The 19538-nt window shown below is 29.3% G+C and carries 21 protein-coding genes and 1 other annotated feature; of the genes, 8 read left to right on the top strand and 13 right to left on the bottom strand.

Annotated elements, in window-relative coordinates; all coding sequences use genetic code 11:
- Positions 1-120: 120 nt before the first annotated feature.
- Positions 121-468, bottom strand: a complete 348-nt coding sequence (locus KQI89_RS01965; protein WP_032121482.1) for a hypothetical protein — start codon at positions 466-468, stop codon at positions 121-123.
- Positions 469-863: 395 nt separating this feature from the next.
- Here KQI89_RS01965 and KQI89_RS01960 point away from each other — a divergent pair, with 395 nt between their 5' ends.
- On the top strand, positions 864-1322 hold the full coding sequence (locus tag KQI89_RS01960; protein WP_246582989.1) for an Lrp/AsnC ligand binding domain-containing protein: 459 nt from the start codon (positions 864-866) through the stop codon (positions 1320-1322).
- A gap of 72 nt (positions 1323-1394) precedes the next feature.
- On the opposite strand, the gene KQI89_RS01955 is transcribed toward KQI89_RS01960, so the two are convergent.
- The gene (locus KQI89_RS01955; RefSeq protein ID WP_032121480.1) at positions 1395-1904 is read right to left on the bottom strand and encodes a protease complex subunit PrcB family protein; all 510 of its coding nucleotides are present in this window, start codon (positions 1902-1904) and stop codon (positions 1395-1397) included.
- Between the two features lie 149 nt (positions 1905-2053).
- Here KQI89_RS01955 and KQI89_RS01950 point away from each other — a divergent pair, with 149 nt between their 5' ends.
- Together KQI89_RS01950 and KQI89_RS01945 are read left to right on the top strand one after the other, a co-directional pair.
- A complete protein-coding gene (locus tag KQI89_RS01950) occupies positions 2054-2260 on the top strand; it encodes a DUF378 domain-containing protein (protein ID WP_032121479.1) in 207 nt (68 codons plus the stop codon).
- 224 nt (positions 2261-2484) lie between these two features.
- Entirely contained in the window at positions 2485-3264 is a 780-nt protein-coding gene (locus tag KQI89_RS01945) for a putative ABC transporter permease (protein ID WP_032121478.1), read from the top strand.
- Positions 3265-3357: 93 nt separating this feature from the next.
- Here KQI89_RS01945 and murQ read toward each other — a convergent pair whose 3' ends face one another.
- On the bottom strand, positions 3358-4272 hold the full coding sequence (gene murQ, locus KQI89_RS01940) for an N-acetylmuramic acid 6-phosphate etherase (protein WP_216455693.1): 915 nt from the start codon (positions 4270-4272) through the stop codon (positions 3358-3360).
- 232 nt (positions 4273-4504) lie between these two features.
- A complete protein-coding gene (locus KQI89_RS01935) occupies positions 4505-5221 on the bottom strand; it encodes a lysophospholipid acyltransferase family protein (protein WP_032121476.1) in 717 nt (238 codons plus the stop codon).
- Between the two features lie 136 nt (positions 5222-5357).
- Between KQI89_RS01935 and KQI89_RS01930 the strand changes: the two genes are divergently transcribed.
- Positions 5358-6236 (top strand): ComEC/Rec2 family competence protein, encoded by an 879-nt coding sequence (locus KQI89_RS01930; RefSeq protein ID WP_216456643.1) that lies wholly within the window; start codon positions 5358-5360, stop codon positions 6234-6236.
- Positions 6237-6288: 52 nt separating this feature from the next.
- On the opposite strand, the gene KQI89_RS01925 is transcribed toward KQI89_RS01930, so the two are convergent.
- The 3 genes from KQI89_RS01925 to KQI89_RS01915 form a co-directional block, all read right to left on the bottom strand.
- Complete coding sequence (locus tag KQI89_RS01925; protein ID WP_216455692.1) at positions 6289-8568, bottom strand: DUF5050 domain-containing protein; 2280 nt, start codon at positions 8566-8568, stop codon at positions 6289-6291.
- 159 nt (positions 8569-8727) lie between these two features.
- Complete coding sequence (locus KQI89_RS01920) at positions 8728-9396, bottom strand: ribonuclease H-like domain-containing protein (protein ID WP_216455691.1); 669 nt, start codon at positions 9394-9396, stop codon at positions 8728-8730.
- Positions 9397-9411: 15 nt separating this feature from the next.
- Entirely contained in the window at positions 9412-10137 is a 726-nt protein-coding gene (locus KQI89_RS01915; protein ID WP_032121474.1) for an HAD-IB family hydrolase, read from the bottom strand.
- A 267-nt stretch (positions 10138-10404) separates the two neighbouring features.
- Between KQI89_RS01915 and KQI89_RS01910 the strand changes: the two genes are divergently transcribed.
- From KQI89_RS01910 to KQI89_RS01900, 3 genes are read left to right on the top strand one after another with little or no spacing between them, the layout of a single operon-like run.
- On the top strand, positions 10405-10632 hold the full coding sequence (locus KQI89_RS01910) for a FeoA family protein (protein WP_032121473.1): 228 nt from the start codon (positions 10405-10407) through the stop codon (positions 10630-10632).
- A gap of 20 nt (positions 10633-10652) precedes the next feature.
- Positions 10653-12422 carry a ferrous iron transport protein B gene (gene feoB / locus KQI89_RS01905; RefSeq protein ID WP_216455690.1) on the top strand — a complete coding sequence of 590 codons (1770 nt, stop codon included), beginning with the start codon at positions 10653-10655 and terminating at the stop codon, positions 12420-12422.
- Positions 12423-12436: 14 nt separating this feature from the next.
- Complete coding sequence (locus tag KQI89_RS01900; RefSeq protein WP_081923228.1) at positions 12437-12601, top strand: FeoB-associated Cys-rich membrane protein; 165 nt, start codon at positions 12437-12439, stop codon at positions 12599-12601.
- Between the two features lie 128 nt (positions 12602-12729).
- Here the strand turns inward: KQI89_RS01900 and KQI89_RS01895 are convergent, their stop codons facing one another.
- Positions 12730-13233, bottom strand: coding sequence for a superoxide dismutase family protein (locus KQI89_RS01895; protein WP_216456642.1), 504 nt, complete (start codon positions 13231-13233; stop codon positions 12730-12732).
- Positions 13234-13445: 212 nt separating this feature from the next.
- Here KQI89_RS01895 and KQI89_RS01890 point away from each other — a divergent pair, with 212 nt between their 5' ends.
- Positions 13446-14093: an FMN-dependent NADH-azoreductase gene (locus tag KQI89_RS01890; RefSeq protein WP_216455689.1), complete on the top strand. Its 648-nt coding sequence runs from the start codon at positions 13446-13448 to the stop codon at positions 14091-14093.
- Between the two features lie 48 nt (positions 14094-14141).
- On the opposite strand, the gene KQI89_RS01885 is transcribed toward KQI89_RS01890, so the two are convergent.
- The 5 genes from KQI89_RS01885 to asrA form a co-directional block, all read right to left on the bottom strand.
- On the bottom strand, positions 14142-14513 hold the full coding sequence (locus tag KQI89_RS01885) for a CBS domain-containing protein (protein WP_032122754.1): 372 nt from the start codon (positions 14511-14513) through the stop codon (positions 14142-14144).
- Between the two features lie 162 nt (positions 14514-14675).
- Positions 14676-16367, bottom strand: coding sequence for an arginine--tRNA ligase (argS, locus tag KQI89_RS01880; RefSeq protein ID WP_216455688.1), 1692 nt, complete (start codon positions 16365-16367; stop codon positions 14676-14678).
- A gap of 100 nt (positions 16368-16467) precedes the next feature.
- Positions 16468-16676, bottom strand: a binding site (T-box leader).
- Positions 16677-16763: 87 nt separating this feature from the next.
- Positions 16764-17711 carry a sulfite reductase subunit C gene (gene asrC / locus KQI89_RS01875; protein ID WP_216455687.1) on the bottom strand — a complete coding sequence of 316 codons (948 nt, stop codon included), beginning with the start codon at positions 17709-17711 and terminating at the stop codon, positions 16764-16766.
- Positions 17712-17723: 12 nt separating this feature from the next.
- Positions 17724-18518, bottom strand: a complete 795-nt coding sequence (gene asrB, locus KQI89_RS01870) for an anaerobic sulfite reductase subunit AsrB (protein WP_246582935.1) — start codon at positions 18516-18518, stop codon at positions 17724-17726.
- Positions 18519-18520: 2 nt separating this feature from the next.
- Positions 18521-19531 (bottom strand): anaerobic sulfite reductase subunit AsrA, encoded by a 1011-nt coding sequence (gene asrA, locus KQI89_RS01865; RefSeq protein ID WP_216455686.1) that lies wholly within the window; start codon positions 19529-19531, stop codon positions 18521-18523.
- Between the last annotated feature and the right edge of the window lie 7 nt (positions 19532-19538).

Raw genomic sequence — 19538 nt, 5'->3', positions numbered from 1 at the left:
GGTGATTTTTATAGTGAAACTCCATTTAAAATTTAAAGTCATTTGATCCTATAAAAATACTGTGGATCACCTTATTTAAAAGCTAGTCCACAGTATCTTCTGTAAAATCTAATTAAACATTTATCTTTTTTTATTCTTTAACTCTTCATTATTAGACATATTTTTTACTCTGTTTGGTTTCGCTTTAGGTTTTATCTTTATCTGCTTCTCTTTTTTAACCTTACCCATTGATACCAAATCAAAAAACCATAAAAGCAAAATTACAAATAGGATAGATTGTACTGGCACTAATATGTATTGATTCAAGTTGAAGTTATTAAAGAATATAGGTAAAAAGAAAACTAATATGGCTAAAGCTAATATAATCCACTTATTTACTTTAATTTTTTTAAGTAAATACACATTTAACAAGTTGTATATTATAATAGCTATTATAGAGCATATTAAAACCAACAATATATATTTCACTTTTCTCCCTCCTTCCCTAATTTAACACCTATAACATATAATATTTCATATTGAAGATTTTTTCAATAAAAATATGCACTTTTAAAAACAAAATAAAACCCTTAGGTGCTACCTAAAGGTTTTATCTTTGTTGGTGGGGTACCAATTTGACAACAATATAAATTAGAAAATTTAGATTTGTTATTGTTAATATAATAATATATTCTGCAATTAAATGCAATATATTTAATATATTTATTTTATATTTATTAATTTTATATTTAGGAATAGTGTGATTAACGTTTTTTTATTTTTTTATTTATTTTTTATTAAATTATTGATAAATTCATATATATTTCTGATATAATAGTATTAGTCAAATTATTTTACATATATGGGGTGATTGTGTGTCTCTTATGATTAATTCCCAATTAGACGACTTAGATCTACAAATTTTGGACATTCTAATTAAGGATTCAAGAACACCTTATTTGGAAATAGCCCGTGTTTGTCATGTAAGTGGAGGAACTATCCATGTTAGAATGAAGAAAATGGAGGATTTAGGTATAATCAAAGGTACAAAACTTATGCTAGATATGCCTAAACTAGGTTATGATGTATGCTGTTTTGTTGGAATCTTTGTGGATAAAACCTCATCATTTAGCAATGTAATGGAAGAAATGTCAAAGATAAAAGAGGTTGTTGAATTACACTATACTACTGGTCAATATTCTGTTTTTGCCAAGGTCATATGCAAAAGCATATCGGATCTTCAGGACATATTAATGCACAGAATAAATAACATAACTGGGATACAAAGAACTGATACTTTCATATCCTTATCGCAACCTATAGATAGAAATATCCAGCTTTGATAAATTCTCAGTACTAAATATTAAAAAGACCATTTATGTGTATGGAATGTACATAAATGGTCTCTTATTTTATTATTTTGTAACTTCTTCTATTTTAGTATACTCATTATACTCACCATCTATAATTTTAAATTTATGATCCTGAAGATTTATCTGTAAAATTATATAAGGGTAGGTAATGGCCTGTATCACTACATCTCCTCCTGAAGGAGCTTTTTCTTCTATATTTATAATTATATTATCCTCTGTTTTATTTACAGATTTTACAGAAATAGAATATCCTCCTGAATTTTTTTTCCCTGATAAAATAATTAAGTATTGTAAATTATCTTTATTATATATGAGATATCCTTTCTTTCCTTTATGCATAGAAACTATATTATTTATACTTTCTGGCGCCTTAGACCAAGGTATAACACTATATTCTATCATGGCACTACTCTCCAATTCTTTTAAACTTTCAGAACCATCAACAAAAACATCCTTTTGAAGACTATCACTTCTATTTAAATCCACATCTTCACATCCTACAAAGTTAACACTAAATATAATAACACATACAGCTGACAAAAATTTCTTCATGCAAAAACTCCTAACTAAATTACTTTGTAACTATATTGTACCCTATAATACATATAAATAATTTAACAAATAATTAAATATTACTAATAAAAAAAATATATTATGTTAATAATAAATATGTAGAACTTATTAAAAGGAGATGGTATTAAATGAAAGCGCTTGATTTTATTGCTCTCTTACTAGTAGTAATAGGTGCCTTGAATTGGGGATTAATTGCTTTTTTTAGTTTTGACCTAGTAGCCTCACTATTTGGCAATATGACAGCCTTTTCTAGAATTGTTTATGGTCTAGTTGGCCTAGCAGGATTATACGCTATATCTTTCTTCGCAAAAGATAGATACAGAGATGTTGAATAATAATTTAAAACACCCTCTATAATGAGGGTGTTTTAAATTATTTTGTTTTATCCCCTAACTACTAAATATATCTCATAACCATACTTAATTTTATGATATCATATTGATAGATTTGGATTTTACTAATAAAATAGTACTAACACCTTTTATAAAACAACAATAGCATAATAACTTTCATGTTATTGTACTGTAATAATATTATAAAATAATTAAAGGAGGATATTATGTATAACACAATTTTAGGCTTTAGCATTTATAACATATTATTTTATTTTGTCATATACTCTTTTATAGGTTGGTGTACAGAGGTAGCTTACGCCTTTTATAACCAAAGAAAGTTTGTAAATAGAGGCTTTTTAAATGGTCCTTTTTGTCCAATTTACGGTTTTGGATCTTTAATATTAATAGTATTTTTAAACCCTTTTAAAAGCAATATTTTACTTCTATTTATTCTCTCCCTATTATTAACCTCTCTACTTGAATATATAACTGGATATATATTAGAAACCATTTTTAACACTAGATGGTGGGATTATAGGGATAATGCCTTTAATATAAAAGGACGGGTTTGCCTAAGTTTTTCTGTAATGTGGGGTGTTGTATCCATATTTCTTATTAAGGTTCTGCATCCTCCAGTAGAAAACTTTATAAACAATCTGCCTTCAATTTATGGAATTATATTGTTTTACATATTTATTATCTATTTTATAATAGATTTCTCTGCTACCTTAATGTCTTTAATTGAATTTAAAAACATTATAATTCAACTAGATGAAATATCTAATGAAATTAAGGATAAGTATTCCTTTATAAAAGATAAGGCTAAGGATAAAGCAGAAGAAATTGAAATTTCTATAAAAGAATTAAAATCTAAACATGATAATATAATGAACAATATAAAATTTAAGCATAAACGACTTCTTAGCGCATTTCCTGATGTAAGCTCTAAAAATTTTGATTCTATAATAAAAGAAATTCAAAATAAAATAAAAATAAAAAAATAAACCTAATAAAAAGCTTTTAGAAAAGGAGGTATCCTAATCTAAAAGCTTTTTATTAATCCTTATGTGACACCTAATATCACTTATAAGATATATTTACTTGCCTTGATTTAAATCTATAGCTTTTGCTATGTATCCATCACTAGATTTTAAAAGTTCTTCTCCTCTTTCTTTAGATACCCCCGCCACAATCATTAGTATACTTAATTTCACATTATATCCTGTCTCTTCAAGATATTTTTCTGCCTCTTCAATAGATACCTCTGTAGCCATCATAACTATTCTTTTAGCTCTTGTAACTAATTTTTCATTAGTTGGTTGAACATCCACCATAAGGTTGCTATATACTTTTCCAAGTTTTATCATTGTACCTGTGGTTAACATATTCAAAACTAACTTTTGAGCTGTTCCTGCTTTCATTCTAGTAGATCCCATTACAACTTCAGGTCCTACAACCACAGATATAGGTATATCAGCTATTTTAGCCATTTCACTATCCGGATTCATTGTAACGCAAATTACCTTGGCTCCTATAGATTTAGCATAATTCATCCCTCCTATTACATAAGGTGTTCTTCCTGATGCAGCAATACCGCAAATCACATCATTTTCATTTATAGACTTTTCTTTAAGATCTTTTTCCCCTAGTTCAAAACTATCTTCTGCACCTTCTACAGCTTTAAATATGGCTGTATGGCCTCCAGCAATAAGACCTTGCACTAATTCAAAATCAACGCCATAAGTTGGTGGACATTCTGAAGCATCTAATATACCTAGTCTTCCACTAGTTCCAGCTCCCATATATAATAGCCTTCCACCTTTTTTCATGCCTTCAGTTATCACATCTATAGCTTTTGCTATTTCCACTGAGGCTTCGGCTACAGCCTCAGCTACTTTTTTATCCTCTTCATTTATCTTTTTTACAAGTTCTAATGTAGAAAGCTTATCTATATCCATAGTATTAGTATTTCTACCTTCAGTAACTAAACCTTCTAGTTTTTTAATATCCATATGTTTTCCTCCCATCAATAAAGTGTATCACTCATAGTATAATATTTATTTTCATATGTATCAATATATTTTGAAATTTTTTTCCGAACTTTTTCAAAATAATTAGTTAATTTTAAAATTTTCCTGTTAAATATAAGGTGAAAATATAAAATAGATGGTTAAATATAATTTTAACCATCTATTTTAACATAATAATTTATCCCATAACTATCATTCTAATGTTCTTTTTATCTTATTGTAATTCTAATAAATTATTAAAAATTATCTCTTTTACATCTTCCGCTAGACTTCCTTGTTCTTCTTTACTTAAATCTTTCACGTAAATGGGTTTATCTATTTTTACTTTTACAGTAGCCTTTTTTAATCTTCCTGTTTCTTCAAAAGCTTTATAAGTTCCAGATATAGCTACTGGCACTACGGGTACCTGTGACTTTATAGCTAGTTTTAAACTCCCTTTCTTAAATTCTGCCATTTCTTTACTCTTACTACGAGTTCCTTCTGGGAATATAGCTAAGGAATGACCTTCCTTTAAATAATCTATGCCTATGTTTATGGTTTTTATAGCTTCCCTCACATTTTGTCTATCTAAAAACAAACTCTTCATTCCTAATATCCAGTTTCTATATACAGGAATCTTGGCTAATTCCTTTTTTGCAACAAATCCAATTGGTTTATTGAGTATATAAATCATTATGGGTATATCAAAATAGCTTTGATGGTTTCCAACAAAAAGACAAGCTTCCTTAGGAATATTTTCTCTTCCACTTATCTCCACGTCCATACCCATTATCTTAATGGTTCTTTCAGCCCAGGTACTTACAACCTTTTTTGTGTACTGAAAAGCTGCCTCTTCCCCTCTAATTCTTCTTATTAACCTAAACTTTATTCTTTTAAGTCCTACTATAATCATATATAATAAATAATATAATCCTATAAAAAAAGTCCTCATGAAATCACTTCCTTATCAGTTTAATCAAAGTAATTATACTAAGTTATATAGTAAAATTCAAGGAAAACCCTTTTATCATTCTATGAAAAATGATAGACTATTGTAATGAGCTAATTTTACAATAATTTAAGGAGTGATATTTTTGAAGCCAAAACACTTAAAAGTTTTATTTCCACTTTTTTTAGTATTTATTTTGATATTTACTGGTTGTACTATAACAGTCAAAACTTCTGGAAATAATTCTAATAGTAATACTGAAGTTGATAATCTTAAGGTTCATTATATAGACATAGGTCAAGGAGACTCAGTATTAATACAGTATAAAGATAAAAATATGTTAATAGATGCAGGACCTAGATCTAGCTCTGACAAGTTAGTAAAATATTTAAAAGATATAGGTGTTAACAAAATAAACATAGTTGTAGCTACCCATCCTCATGAAGATCACATAGGAGGCATAGTAGCTGTATTAAATAATTTTCCTGTAGAAAAATTTTACGCTCCCCAAAAGACTAATAACACAAAAACCTTTGAAAAAATGGTTTCTACATTAAAAGAGAAAAATTTAAAAATTAATGTAGCTAAGAAAGGTGTTAGTTTAGATTTTCATTCAGACATTAAAGCAGAGATGTTAGCTCCTAATAGCGAAAATTATGAAAATATAAATAATTATTCTGCAGTAGTAAAATTAAACTATGGAGAAAACAGTTTTTTATTTATGGGTGATGCTGAGAAAATTTCAGAAAAAGAAATTGTTCAAAAAAATTTAGATCTTAAGTCTGATGTGATTAAATTAGGACACCATGGGAGTAGCACTTCCTCTTCTAAAGAATTTTTAGATAAAGTAGATGCAAAGTATGCTATTATAAGCTGTGCAAAAGGAAATGACTACGGTCATCCTCACAAAGAAATCGTTGAAGATATGAAAAACAGAAATATCACAGTTTATAGAACAGATCTTCAAGGTGACATTGTAATAACCAGTGACGGAAAAAACATTAAATCAGATAAATAGGCTTAAGATTAGATAAAGCTTTCAAAGGTTTAATCCTTTGAAAGCTTTATTTTTAATAAATTATTTCCTTATTATAGACATTTAATATGTCCCTTTTTTCCTTAATAAATCTATTTATTAACCCCTCATGCCAAGTAGGAGAGCTAGGAAAATATATGTCTACTTTAGACCTTTCATCATAAACTCCCACTATAAAATTAGAAGGTTCATTGAAATATCCCAGTTTATTTATAAGCTTAAAAGCTCCATAAGCTCCGTGTTGCACCGAGGTGGATAGCAGCATATTTCTAACTGCTAAGTAATCTGTTAAATGACTATATTCTATGCCACTATTTTTCAATCTTCTCATTAAATCATCATAGAAATTAATTTTTATATATTTTTGCTGCATATTATAAAAATCATTATAATACTCCTTAGCTATTTGCTTCCATTCCTTATCAAAGTTTTCTCCATAAATTTTAGGTTGTCCACCATCTTTTATATGAGCATTATTTAACCTTTGATAAATATCAACATTTTCATTTTTAGTCCATTGTATAAAAGCAGCTAGAGAGCCTAAATTTGATGAAAATTGATATGTTCCATAAGACTTCCCTCCATAATCTCCTACTCCAGAAGAGATAGCTGCCGGATCTCCATTAGATTCATATTCTTCTGCTACTGCTCCTATCATATTATCATATAAATCATCGCTTATAATATCTACATATTTGGTGACGTACCCTTCATGTATATTGCCACTTTTATCATAATATCTAATTTTATAAAATCCATAATGATAAGTTTTAGTTTGTCCATTAACAACTCTATCTACATATTCTCCCTGTCTACCTAGGATTTCTAACACCTCTCCCTTAGGTACTTCTAAGGTTGAATTGGAACTCATTGATGGGTTAGGTCTAATATAAAGGTCATCCTGAGCTACCCCTAATACAGCTTTCCATGAATTCTCCTTATCAAAAAGAACTTTTCCATCCTTTCCTACAACCTTACCTGATGTATATTTAGAAGCAATGGCTGTAGCCTCTCTTAATGTATTATATCTACCTTTATTTTGTATTCCTTCATATACCCAATGGCTTGTACTATCCCATAAAAGATTTTGGGATGGGTCATATAAAGCTCCTTGTCCTACATTGTTAGAATTTAAATATGTCATAGCATCTTTTATACTATTAAAATTTTTAATTTCTCCATTATTTAACTGTAATTTATAATATCCTAAAGGCGTTTCCTTGGAACCATCAGTATTTACCCTATAGATTATATTATCACCCAAATTATAATAAAATATTTTATCTTTAATTACATTTATATAATTATATCCTTCTATAGTTGAAAGAAAAGCATCTCCTATACGAAATAACTCTCCACCCTGTTTATTACATCTATATAAAGCACCACTACTATAATCCGAAAAGTAAATATAGTTTCCACTTATATTGATAGATCCTAGTGCCTTGTCCATAACCTTTACCTTAGTACCTGAATTTACATCCATCTTATAAAGCTTATATCCATCAGAAGCATTTATATAATATATGTTATCTCCATCCAAGGCAAATCTGTATATAGACTGTTCTATAACATTAGTAGCTTCACTACCGTCATCTTTAATTCTATAAAGCTTTTTATCTTTTAATGAGGTATAATATAAATACTCTCCTCGTATAGAAAAGTTTTCTACTCCTCCTTCTACAAGTGTTGTAGTACCTGAACCATCAGTTTTTGCAGCTTTAAGCTTTAAGCCATCACGACTTAAAAAATAAACAAATCCTCCACTAACTTGAATATAGTGTGCATCACCTTCTGCAAGCTTTGTTTTTCTACTTCCATCTTTATATATCTTATATATATTCTTATTGTCAGAATAGTTTATGTAATAAATATAATCTCCAATTATATTTATGCTATAAACACTATCTTCAGAAATTTTCACAGCGCCACTGCCATCTAAACTAGATCTATATAGCTTTCCACCATCACTTTCATTTCTATAATAGATCATTCCATCCTTTTCATTAACAATGGACCAATTAGACAGATTGGAGTAATCTCCCCCTAGAGATACTTTAAAATTATAATCATACCTATCAGTTACCTCTTTAGATACTTTGGTTATATCATATATATCAACAATAGAATCATTGTTAAAATCAAATTTAGAATTATTTGTATTATAATATGATGTTATTATATTTAGATCTTTAATATCTACAACTCCATCTTCGTTAAAGTCACCAAAGATTGCATAAGCATTTACTGTAGTTACAGAAAAAATCACAGCCAAAGCTGATGCTAAAATCATATTTAAAACTGATTTTTTCATATATATCACTACCCTTCACCTTTATTTCATAGTTACTATAGAATAAAATTTAACCTACATAAATTATAGACTAAAATGCAAGTATCATCAATAATTTTAAATTTTGGATACATCACTATTAATTTGTAAGCTTAATTTAAAACAAAGCAAAATAAGGACTCATATTTCAGAGTCCTCATTTTGCTTTGATAAATTACCCCAGTTTGTGTATATATGGAATAAATTTATCACATCCTGCTCATTGTATAATAAAATTCTTTCTATTTTATCCTCAGGCATCCTCTTAATATAGTCTTTATCCTTAACAACTTTACTAAAGGTTTTAGCTAGATTAGCACCATTTACAACTTCCCCTTCTCTTTCTATGCCTATTAACTTTTCAAGGTTCTTAAGTCCTATATTATTTTTAAACTGCTTTTCATACTCTCTTTGTAAATCTACATGAACAAAATGTTCATCAAAGTTAAAATCTATATTATATTTATTAAATAAATATTTAATCACAGTAAAATCATTATTTCCAGAAAAAGTTACTATATAATGTTTATTTTTATTTTTCATCATAAACTGAAAATAACTTTCTGCCATAAATAATACATCTACAGCTTCATTTTTATTTTCTATCATATACTGAGTAACATTTATGGAAGAATCTAATTTATCATAATAGCAACATCCAAATACCCCTATACATATAGGTTTTTTGTAAACATAATGTTCTAAGTCAAAAAACAAAGCTGATTCATAACAATCTTTCTTATCTTCTATATCTAATACATTGTCTAAATTTATGTCATCTACATAAAAAGTATTTTCACGAATTATCACTTTACCCACTCTTTCTTATAAAATCTGTAAACAATCTGCATTTAAGCCATAAATAACATCTTTTCTCTCTACCACTATTTTGATTTTATTTTTTACCTCTTCATCTTCTAAAACCTTTTTTATTAATTCTCGAGTTGGGTTTATACAAATAGGATTCCCTACAGATTTAAACATTGAAAAATCACCTGCAGTATCCCCATAAGCATAACTATTTGAAAGATCTATATGATATTTGTCCTTAAAATATAATATGGCTTCTCTCTTACTTTTGCTATCCCACATAGGAATTACTTCTCCAGTATACTCCATTTCATTATCCATTAAGTAAGCAGCACCTTTATAATCATCAAATCCATACTTTAATGCCATTTCCTTAACTAATTCTTCTGGGCTTCCAGATATTATTATAATCTTATGTCCCTTAGCTTTATGCCAAGTTATTCTATCTCTAGTATAGGTATATACCCTATCCCCCTTTTGCTGAACGACCCTTCTTGCTATAAACTCTACTTGAGATTTATGTAAGCCTTTAACTGCTTGTATATAAATATCTGCCATTTTCAAAAGATAATTATCATAATTCCCTTGTCTTTTATCCCACTTTTGATATTCAGGCCTTACTTCATTATACCACTTTTCCGGTTCTATTATTTCATATTTTACTAACTTTTTAAAAATCTCAGCTATAAGTCCCTCTCTATAAAGAGTTCCATCAATATCAAAAAACGCTCCAATGTTCATATCCTCCCTGAAATTATCAGGTTTTCACCGCCTCTCTACTTATATATTGCTTCCATGAACCATATTTATTCTTATAAATTTAAAGATACTTTAATTTATTTTTAATCTTATATTTATAGTATAATATCACGAATTTAATGTCTATTCAACTTAGAACTCTTTTGTTAAGTATAGTTACTTTTTTATCAACTTTGGACAAACTGTTGACTATATTATATCAAAATGCTATAATATAGTGATAATGATTTTCAGTAAGGGGTGTTAATGATGTGCGTTTGCGACTTAAAAATAGGCCAAAGAGGTACAGTTTTATCGATAAATGGTGATGAAAAATTAGCCAAGCGACTACTTGCTTTAGGTTGTGTAGAAGGAACAGAGATTTTAATAAAACGTTCCGCTCCTTTAGGGGACCCTATAGTAATTAATTTTAGAGGCTTTGATATGGCAATTAGAAAAACAGATGCAAGAAATATATATATAGATAGTGCATCTTAGTTTTATTAAGGAGGACAAGCATGATAACAGCAGCATTGTTAGGTAATCCAAATGTAGGTAAAACTACTCTCTTTAACGCCTTAACTGGTTCTAAGCAATATGTGGGTAATTGGCCTGGGGTTACAGTAGAAAAAAAAGAAGGCTTTATTGAAGATAAAATAAAAATCGTTGATCTTCCTGGGATTTACGCCATGGACACTTACTCCAATGAAGAAAAAGTATCTAAAAACTTTTTAAATAATGGAGAGGTGGATGTTATAATCAACATTGTTGATGCATCTAATTTAAATAGAAATTTATATCTTACTACTCAATTAAAGCAATTTAACAAACCTATAATATTAGTCTTAAACATGCTAGATGTAGCAAATTCTAAAGGTATAAATATAGATATAGAATCTTTATCTAAGAATTTAAAAGTTGCAGTAATACCTATGATAGCCAGTAAAGGCAAGGGTATAAAAGATATAATAAAAATTATAGAAAGTAAAAAATATTTAAACTTTAATGACACTAATGATTATTCTTTCCCAAATGAAAAAACTACTTATAACTATATAGAAAATATATTATCTAGTAGTGTAACTTATAACTCTTCCAAAAATTATACAAATACTTCTGATAAAATTGACAAAGTAATACTAAATCCTTTTTTGGCTTATTTTATATTTTTAGGAATAATGTTTTTAATATTTAAATTCACTTTTAATTGGGTGGGGCAACCTCTCTCAGATCTATTAGAGGATTTTGTTAGTAATACTTTTTCTCCTTTTGTATCGAGTTTATTAGAAAACTCTAGCCCTTGGTTTTCTTCATTAATAGTTGATGGAATTATAGGTGGAGTAGGTTCCGTATTTGTATTTATTCCTATAATATTAACCTTATTTTTCTGCATATCTATACTAGAAGATAGCGGCTACATGGCAAGAGTTGCTTTTATAATGGATAAGCTAATGAGAAAAATGGGATTATCAGGAAAGGCTTTTATTCCTTTCGTTATAGGTTTTGGTTGTGCTGTACCTGCTATAATGTCAGCAAGAACCTTAGAGAGTGAAAAAGACAGAAAACTTACTGCTCTTTTAGTTCCTCTTATGTCTTGTAACGCACGACTACCTGTTTATGCTGTATTCGCATCAGCATTTTTCCCTGAAAAGGCGGATATTTTAGTATTATGTCTTTATCTATTAGGTATTGTACTTGCATTTTTATTAGGAATTTTATTTAAAAATACCTTATTTAAAAAAGATGAAGAACCTTTTATTATTGAGTTACCAGAATATAAGCTACCAGAAGTAAAAAATTTATTAAACCATACCTGGGATAAAGGTAAGGGCTTTGCCAAAAAAGCTGGTACAATTATCTTTGCAATGTCTGTAATAATCTGGATTTTATCTAAATTCAGCTTAACCGGATATACAGAGGATATATCTATAAGCTTTTTATCTATTATAGGTGGATTATTAGCTCCAATTTTAATGCCTTTAGGCTTCGGCACATGGCAAGCTGCTGTTTCTCTTTTAACAGGATTTATAGCAAAGGAATCTGTAGTTGCAACTATGCGTGTTATTTACGGAGATCAACTTTCAACTATATTACCTAGCCATTTTACTTCTATAGCTGCAATTTCCTTTTTAATTTTTGTATTATTATACACACCATGCGTAGCCACAGTAGCTGCTATGAAGAAAGAGTACGGTGGAAAAATGGCTTTATTTTCAGTAGGTTATCAACTATTGTTAGCTTGGATCATGTCCTTTCTTGTATATAATGTAGGAAATTTAATATTTTAAAGAGGTGTTTCTTTATGTTAGAAATAATATTTGCAACAGTAATAGTAGGTTTTTCTGTATATGTGATTTATAAAAACTTTAAAAACACAAAATCAGGAAAATGCAGTTGCGACCATTGTCCTTCTCACTCCTCTTGCTCTGGTTGTAACTCAAACACCATTAAAATAGAAAAGAAATAGTATCATATAATAAAAAGCCTTTATCTTATTTCTATTAGAAATTAAGATAAAGGCTTTTTATATTTATACCTTATCTCCCGTTACCGATACTCTTTCAGAAAGTATTTGTCATAGTAACACTACATTAATTACTTAATAACACCGCAAGCTAGTCTTCTACCTGAATCACCAGCTGGTTGAGTCTTATAATCATCTGGACTTTCATGTATTACAACAGATTTACCAATTACATCTTTAACCTTAAATTTATCTGTAAAAAAACACATCATTGCTATTCCATGATTAGAAAATAGTACAGGAAAATCCCCTGCATGATTGCCATGTGGCTGTTTAGTAGGATTCCAATGGGATCCTGCTGACTTAAAGGGATCATTTACGTCTCCAACTTCACAATTACCGAACTCATGTATATGGAATCCATGGGGTCCTATTTGTTTTTCATTGGCTGTAGCAGGCTTAAATTCTGGTAAACCCCAAACGGTCACACAGACATTTGTCCCATAAGGTACATCTACAAAATATACCATCCCTTTAATACTTGGAGCAAAAGGTCCTCCCTTTATAACTGCTGTAGCCATAGTGTTCATGTTTCTAAAGTATGCTTCATCTCTTGTAGCATAATACTTTCTCATATTATCTCTAGTATAGCTATTACATGACATAGAATCTAAAAAACCATCCCAATAATAAAAGCTATATGCATATGGATTATTAACCATATTTAAACCTTTCTTTTAATACTTATATGGTTATATTATGAACCACAACCTAAATTTGTTAAAATAAAAATGTATAAACTTAAATATATAGCTAAAAATAATTATATATTTGGAGGTGATTGTGTTTGAAAAAATTATTATATATTACTGTTAATCCAAAACCTCAAGAAGTATCTACTAGTAAAACTATAGGTAGAGACTTTGTTACTAATTTTTTAATTAAAAACACTGACTATATGATGGAAGAATTAGATCTTTATAATGAAGATATACCTGAGATAAATGAGAGAATTATTAAATCCAGAGCAGAACTAGTTTCTGGTGATGAATATAATTCTTTATCTCCGGAGGATAAAAAAGACGTAGATAGGATCAACACTCTCTGTAGCCAATTCTTAAATGCGGATTGTTATGTAATAGCTGCACCAATGTGGAGCATAAGTTATCCTTCCAGACTTAAGAGATATATAGATTGTATTATAATAAATAATAAAGTAATTCAAATATCTGATGAAGAAGTAAAAGGTCTTTTAGATGATAAAGAAAGAAGTATGGTTTATATTCAATCCTCTGGAGGGATTTATCCTAAAATATTCGGTGGAAAATTCAACCACGGCATAGATTATATTCATGATATATTTAAATTTCTAGGAATAAAGAAATTTGAAAAGATACTTGTTCAAGGCATAGATATGGATCCTTCTTCTAAAGATGCTGCCATTAAAAAAGCTCAAGAAGACATTAAAGAAGTAATAGATAAGGTTATGAAGTGATAACTCCATAACCTTATTAAATATTTTAATATATGCTTACAAAACTTTCTATACTCTATTTAACTCTTCTATAAAGTAATCTATAATATCCTCCATAGAAATCATCCCTATAACCTTATTGCTTTTATCTACCACAGGTATAGCTACTATGTCGTTATATCTAATTTTTTTTGCTACATCTATAATTTTTTCTTCAGTTTCAGCAGTAACTACCTCTTTTTTCATTACAGACTCTACAGGATAAGTATCATAATGCCCTTCATCTACTAAAAATCTATATATATCTGCCTTTACTATTATGCCTTTAAGATTATTATCCTTGTCCACCACTGGGGCACCATTTATCCTTTTATCAATTAGCATATTTAAAGCTTTGTTTACCGTATCTTTATCATTAACAGCAATAACATTTTTGCTCATAATATCATATACCTTCAAATCCTACACCTCCAATTGAGTTATATATACATTATACAAGACTACCCATCATAAGTAAACTATTCCAGATCTAGAACACCCATAAATTTTAATATAATTAAAAGAGACATTAAAATTAATTAATATCTCTTTTTTGTGGTAATATTACATTTTTTCTACTGTTTCTATACCTAATAGACTTAGTCCATTATGAATTACTGTACATGTTGCCTCAACCATATTTAATCTAGCATTTTTTAAAGATTCATCTTCTAAATTTATTATTGAGTGAGAATTATAAAATTTATTAAATGCTTTAGCTACATCTATAATATATCTTGTTAACATAGCTGGTTCAAGTTTATCTATAGCAGAGAGTATAGCTTCATTAAATGCTTTTAAGGTTTTAACCAATTCAAACTCTTCCTTTGAGTTAAGTTTAGAGTAATCACATTCAGAACCTATAGTGCCTGCTTTTCTTAATATACTCTTAGCTCTTGCGTAAGTATATTGAACATATGGTCCTGTTTCTCCTTCAAAACTTAGCATATCCTTCCAATCAAACACAATATCTCTTTCTCTATTATTTTTAAGATATGCAAATACTACTGCACCTATTCCTACCTTTTTAGCTACCTCTTCCTTATTTTCAAGATCTGGATTCTTTTCATTTATTATCTCTAAGGTTTTAGTTGTTGCCTCTTTTAGCAAATCTTCAAGTAAAATTACATCACCTTTTCTAGTAGAAAGCTTTTTATCTGCAAACTTTACCAACCCAAAACCTACATGTCTACAGTCATTAGCCCAGTCATGGCCCATAAGTTTTAATGTAGTAAATATCTGTTTAAAGTGAAGAGCCTGTGGAGTTCCAACTACATAAATATTTTTATAAAAATTATAGGTGTTTTTTCTATATATTGCAGCAGCAAGATCTCTTGTAGCATATATGGTAGCTCCATCAGCCTTTTTAATTATACAAGGAGGCATATTATATTCATCTAACATAACCACTTTAGCCCCATTACTATCTACAAGTAAGCCTTTATTTTCTAACTCTTCTACTACAGTATCCATTTTATCACTGTAGAAACTTTCTCCTGCATAGGAATCAAATTTTACACCTAGTATTTCATAAACTTTTTCAAATTCTTTCAAACTTAAGTCTTTGAATCTCTTCCAAAGCTTTGTTTCTTCCTCTTCACCATCTTCTAGTCTCTTAAAATGCATTCTAGCTTCATCTTCTAGAGAAGGATTTTTCTCTGACTCATCATGAAATTTTACATATATTCTTAGAAGCTCTTCTATTGGATTTTTTTCAAGGGCTTTTTCATCTATCCATCTCTTATATGCTACTATAAGCTTTCCAAATTGTGTTCCCCAGTCTCCTAAATGGTTAACACCTATGGCATTATATCCTTCAAAATTTAACATTTTATATAAAGCATTTCCTATAGCTGTAGTAAATAGATGTCCTACATGGAAAGGTTTTGCAATATTTGGAGAAGAATACTCCACTATAACATTTTTGCCCTTTCCTTCTTCTGAAGATCCATATTTCTCTTTTTCGTTTAATATCTTGTTTAATGTTTCTTTTATAAGATCTCCCTTTTCCACAAAAAAGTTTAGGTAAGGTCCTAAAGTTTCAACTTTTTCAAACCCTTCCTTTGAGATTTTATCCTTTAACTCTTCTGCTATAGCATTTGGTGCCTTTCTTAATACTTTAGCAAATTGGAAACAAGGAAATGCAAAATCCCCCATATCAGGTTTAGGTGGAATTTCTATAATTTTTTCTAATTGCTCTTTATCCATATCTACATGCTGAGAAATTCTTTCAGCTATGATCTTTTTATAATCCATTTCTATTTTCCTCCTTAATTAAATCTTATAATTTTAAATATTACATTGGCGGTATCTTTGAATTATAATTATTTATAAAATAAAAAACCGCCTCTTAAAAATAAGAGACGGAATATCCGCGGTACCACTCCTGTTGATCATAACAATGATCCACTCAAAAATCTAACGCATTTAGCGGCTTACCTAAACTATATTAGTAGGTAGCTTCTCTGAGGCTCTCTTCCTTTTATATATCTTATAAGGCTTTCACTCTGTCCTTATTCGCTTTAAGAAATTCTATAAAAGTACTCTTCTCTTCTTTGAATTTTTATATTAAATTACATTACATTATATCAATGAAAACAGTTTCCTGTCAACATATTTGACTATAAATTTAACAAAATAGCTAACTTACTATTACCAGTTAATATAGGGGGCCACCACGGCCTTTTCTGGAAGATTAACCTCCTTAAGTACCCATTCCTTGTAAATCTGATATCCAGTTCTATCAACTATATATCCTATGTGTTCTTTACCACCTGGAGCATCCTTATCTATATATGCCTCAATATACTCATAAGTATTAAGTATTATTTTAAGTATACTATCTTCATCTATCCATTTTATAAAATCCTGGGCTATTCTTGGGTTTTTCTTTCCTGTTCTACCCATTATTACTAATTTATAATATTTTTTATCACTTCTTGTCCATGCACCTGTAGGACATTTACCTATACACTCACCACAACCTATACATTTATCATGATCCCTAACTACCTTAAAATTCTCAAAACTTAAAGCTGCTGTAGCCCTCTTTTTACAGTTAGTAACACAGCTTTTACAGCCTATGCATCTATAAGAATCGTACTGCGGCTCTGTCATTCCTATTATACCAAAATCATGCATTCTAGCCTTTATACAATCATTAGCGCAGCCTGTAAGTGCTACTTTTACATGATAGTCATTAGGGAATATTGCTTTTTCAATTCTTTTTGCAAAAGCTGTAGTGTCATAATTCCCAAAAGGACATACCCTATTCCCTATACAAGCAGAAACATTTCTTGTACCTGACGCAGAATATCCTGTATTAGGGCTTATTTGGTTTATATTGAGACCTTCAATAACTGGTTGTATAAGCTCGTTTACCTCTTCCATGTAACAGACTTTTATTCCTGGAATTTCAAAACCTTGTCTAGTAGTTATGTGCACAGTACCATTTCCATAATTATCTGCTATATATTTTATTGTATCAAAATGTTTAACATCTAAATGTCCACCAGGAACTCTCACTCTTAAAGCAGTTATTCCTCTAGTTTTTGTAATCCTAAAGGCATTTTTCTTTAAAGCTTTTGTATTTATATCCATATTCAAATCCCCCTAATCTATAAGAGTCTTTCCCTTTACATAATTAAATACAGGTCCATCAAGACAAATATAAGTATCATCTATCTTACAATGTCCACATTTGCCAACTCCACAGCACATTTTTCTTTCCTGTGAAATCCAAATATTCTTTTCATCTATACCTAATTTCAAAAACTCCCCTACAGTAAATTTCATCATCATGGGAGGTCCCACAACAACTACTTGCACATTTTCCCTATCCTCTATTTGAAGATCTTTCACATATTTAGTCACAAGTCCTCTGTTCCCCTTATATCCTTCCTCAGCACTATCTACAGTAATTATTACATTAGAAGACTTCCTCCAATCTTCTATATCCTCTTTAAAAAGTATATTATCTACAGTTTTAAATCCTGCAATAACATTTAAAGATACACATTCATTAATATTTTTAGAAAAATAATCTATTATACCCTTTACTGGTGATACTCCTGTTCCTCCAGCCACTACAATAAGTTCTTTATGTTTATAATTTTCTATATGAAATCCATTACCATAAGGTCCTCTTAAAAATATAGATTGTCCTAGTTTAAAAGAGTGAATTATATCTGTTACTACTCCAACTCTTCTTATTGTTAGATCTATATATCCCTCTCCCATGCCACAGACAGAAATAGGTGCTTCTCCATATTTTGGAATGGAAACTTCGAAAAATTGCCCTGGTTTTACATCACCCTTAAATTCCATTCTAAAAGTATACTCAATCTCTGTATGCTTTTTTATATCTAATATCTTTGATTTAAATGGCATATAAACATTGTTATTCATTATTATTCCACCTCTTTCATTGCTTCATTTAATTTATTTACGCAATTAGAAAATGAAATATACTCAGGACATATATCCTCACATCTCCCACAGCCCACACACATTTGATAACCAAACTTCTTTTTAAAATCATAAACTTTATGCATTACTTTATATCTCATCTTTTCACCTTTATCTTTTCTAAACTCATGCCCTCCAGCCATAGTAGTAAAGCCATCTATATGACAAGAAGCCCAAACTCTACGCCTTTCTCCCGCCTTTGGGTTATCCTTATAAAATATGTCTTGCATGGTAAAACATGTACAGGTAGGACAGACAAAATTACATCTTCCACAGGCTATACACCTTGAAGAATATTCATTCCAAACCTTTGAATTAAGAATTCTTTGATCTAAATTATCAGGCACTTTTACACTTATTTCATTACTTTCTACATAATTAGGAGAAACATCTTTTTCCTCCAAGAAATCAATACCTTTAAAAAGTTCCAACAAGTCCTCATCCTTTATATCTATACAGACTTCTTCATTTTTATAATTTAATGCCATATGATAGTTAAAGCTTTTATTTGTTCCCATACTTGCACAAAAGCAGTTTTCAAAACTTTCACCACAACCTATTAATACGAACTTAATTTTTTCTCTTAAAGCTTTGTAATATGGATCTTCATATCCATTATTTAAATAAATCTGATCTATAGGTCTAATTCCATGTAAATCACAACTTCTTAGAAATATTAAAATTTCTTTTTCCTCTATTTTAGGCTCAATCCAACTGTCCTCAGTAAAATAAAACAATGTTTGCGTTATAGGTAAAACTAATTCTTTAAATGAAAAATGTGATTTTTTATCTAAAGTCATTTCTTCTATAGAGTAAACTTCACTATACCTTATAGAATCTGTGTCAGAAAAAGTTCCTTTTCCTTTTAAGGTTACAGGAGCATACACCTTATATTTTTCTTTTAAACTTATTAGATATTCATTAAAAGCTGAGTTTGATAATTTAAAACCCATGTTTTTC

Origin of the sequence: Clostridium simiarum, from assembly GCF_018919175.1 — a bacterium.
Classification (GTDB): Bacteria; Bacillota; Clostridia; order Clostridiales; family Clostridiaceae; genus Clostridium_L; species Clostridium_L simiarum.
The sequence above is the reverse complement of the archived record's forward strand: the minus strand, read 5'-3'. Positions and strand labels throughout refer to the sequence as shown.

What these genes read in the sequence shown, in the direction of transcription:
- KQI89_RS01925 (WP_216455692.1), bottom strand. Translation starts at nt 8,568, where the DNA reads ATGAAAAAATCAGTTTTAAATATGATTTTAGCATCAGCTTTGGCTGTG.
- argS (WP_216455688.1), bottom strand. Translation starts at nt 16,367, where the DNA reads ATGGATTATAAAAAGATCATAGCTGAAAGAATTTCTCAGCATGTAGAT.
- asrA (WP_216455686.1), bottom strand. Translation starts at nt 19,531, where the DNA reads ATGGGTTTTAAATTATCAAACTCAGCTTTTAATGAATATCTAATAAGT.
- murQ (WP_216455693.1), bottom strand. Translation starts at nt 4,272, where the DNA reads ATGGATATTAAAAAACTAGAAGGTTTAGTTACTGAAGGTAGAAATACT.
- KQI89_RS01885 (WP_032122754.1), bottom strand. Translation starts at nt 14,513, where the DNA reads ATGAGCAAAAATGTTATTGCTGTTAATGATAAAGATACGGTAAACAAA.
- KQI89_RS01945 (WP_032121478.1), top strand. Translation starts at nt 2,485, where the DNA reads ATGTATAACACAATTTTAGGCTTTAGCATTTATAACATATTATTTTAT.
- KQI89_RS01935 (WP_032121476.1), bottom strand. Translation starts at nt 5,221, where the DNA reads ATGAGGACTTTTTTTATAGGATTATATTATTTATTATATATGATTATA.
- asrB (WP_246582935.1), bottom strand. Translation starts at nt 18,518, where the DNA reads ATGAATAACAATGTTTATATGCCATTTAAATCAAAGATATTAGATATA.
- KQI89_RS01900 (WP_081923228.1), top strand. Translation starts at nt 12,437, where the DNA reads ATGTTAGAAATAATATTTGCAACAGTAATAGTAGGTTTTTCTGTATAT.
- KQI89_RS01895 (WP_216456642.1), bottom strand. Translation starts at nt 13,233, where the DNA reads ATGAGAAAGTATTATGCTACAAGAGATGAAGCATACTTTAGAAACATG.
- KQI89_RS01950 (WP_032121479.1), top strand. Translation starts at nt 2,054, where the DNA reads ATGAAAGCGCTTGATTTTATTGCTCTCTTACTAGTAGTAATAGGTGCC.
- asrC (WP_216455687.1), bottom strand. Translation starts at nt 17,711, where the DNA reads ATGGATATAAATACAAAAGCTTTAAAGAAAAATGCCTTTAGGATTACA.
- KQI89_RS01955 (WP_032121480.1), bottom strand. Translation starts at nt 1,904, where the DNA reads ATGAAGAAATTTTTGTCAGCTGTATGTGTTATTATATTTAGTGTTAAC.
- KQI89_RS01960 (WP_246582989.1), top strand. Translation starts at nt 864, where the DNA reads ATGATTAATTCCCAATTAGACGACTTAGATCTACAAATTTTGGACATT.
- KQI89_RS01910 (WP_032121473.1), top strand. Translation starts at nt 10,405, where the DNA reads ATGTGCGTTTGCGACTTAAAAATAGGCCAAAGAGGTACAGTTTTATCG.
- feoB (WP_216455690.1), top strand. Translation starts at nt 10,653, where the DNA reads ATGATAACAGCAGCATTGTTAGGTAATCCAAATGTAGGTAAAACTACT.
- KQI89_RS01915 (WP_032121474.1), bottom strand. Translation starts at nt 10,137, where the DNA reads ATGAACATTGGAGCGTTTTTTGATATTGATGGAACTCTTTATAGAGAG.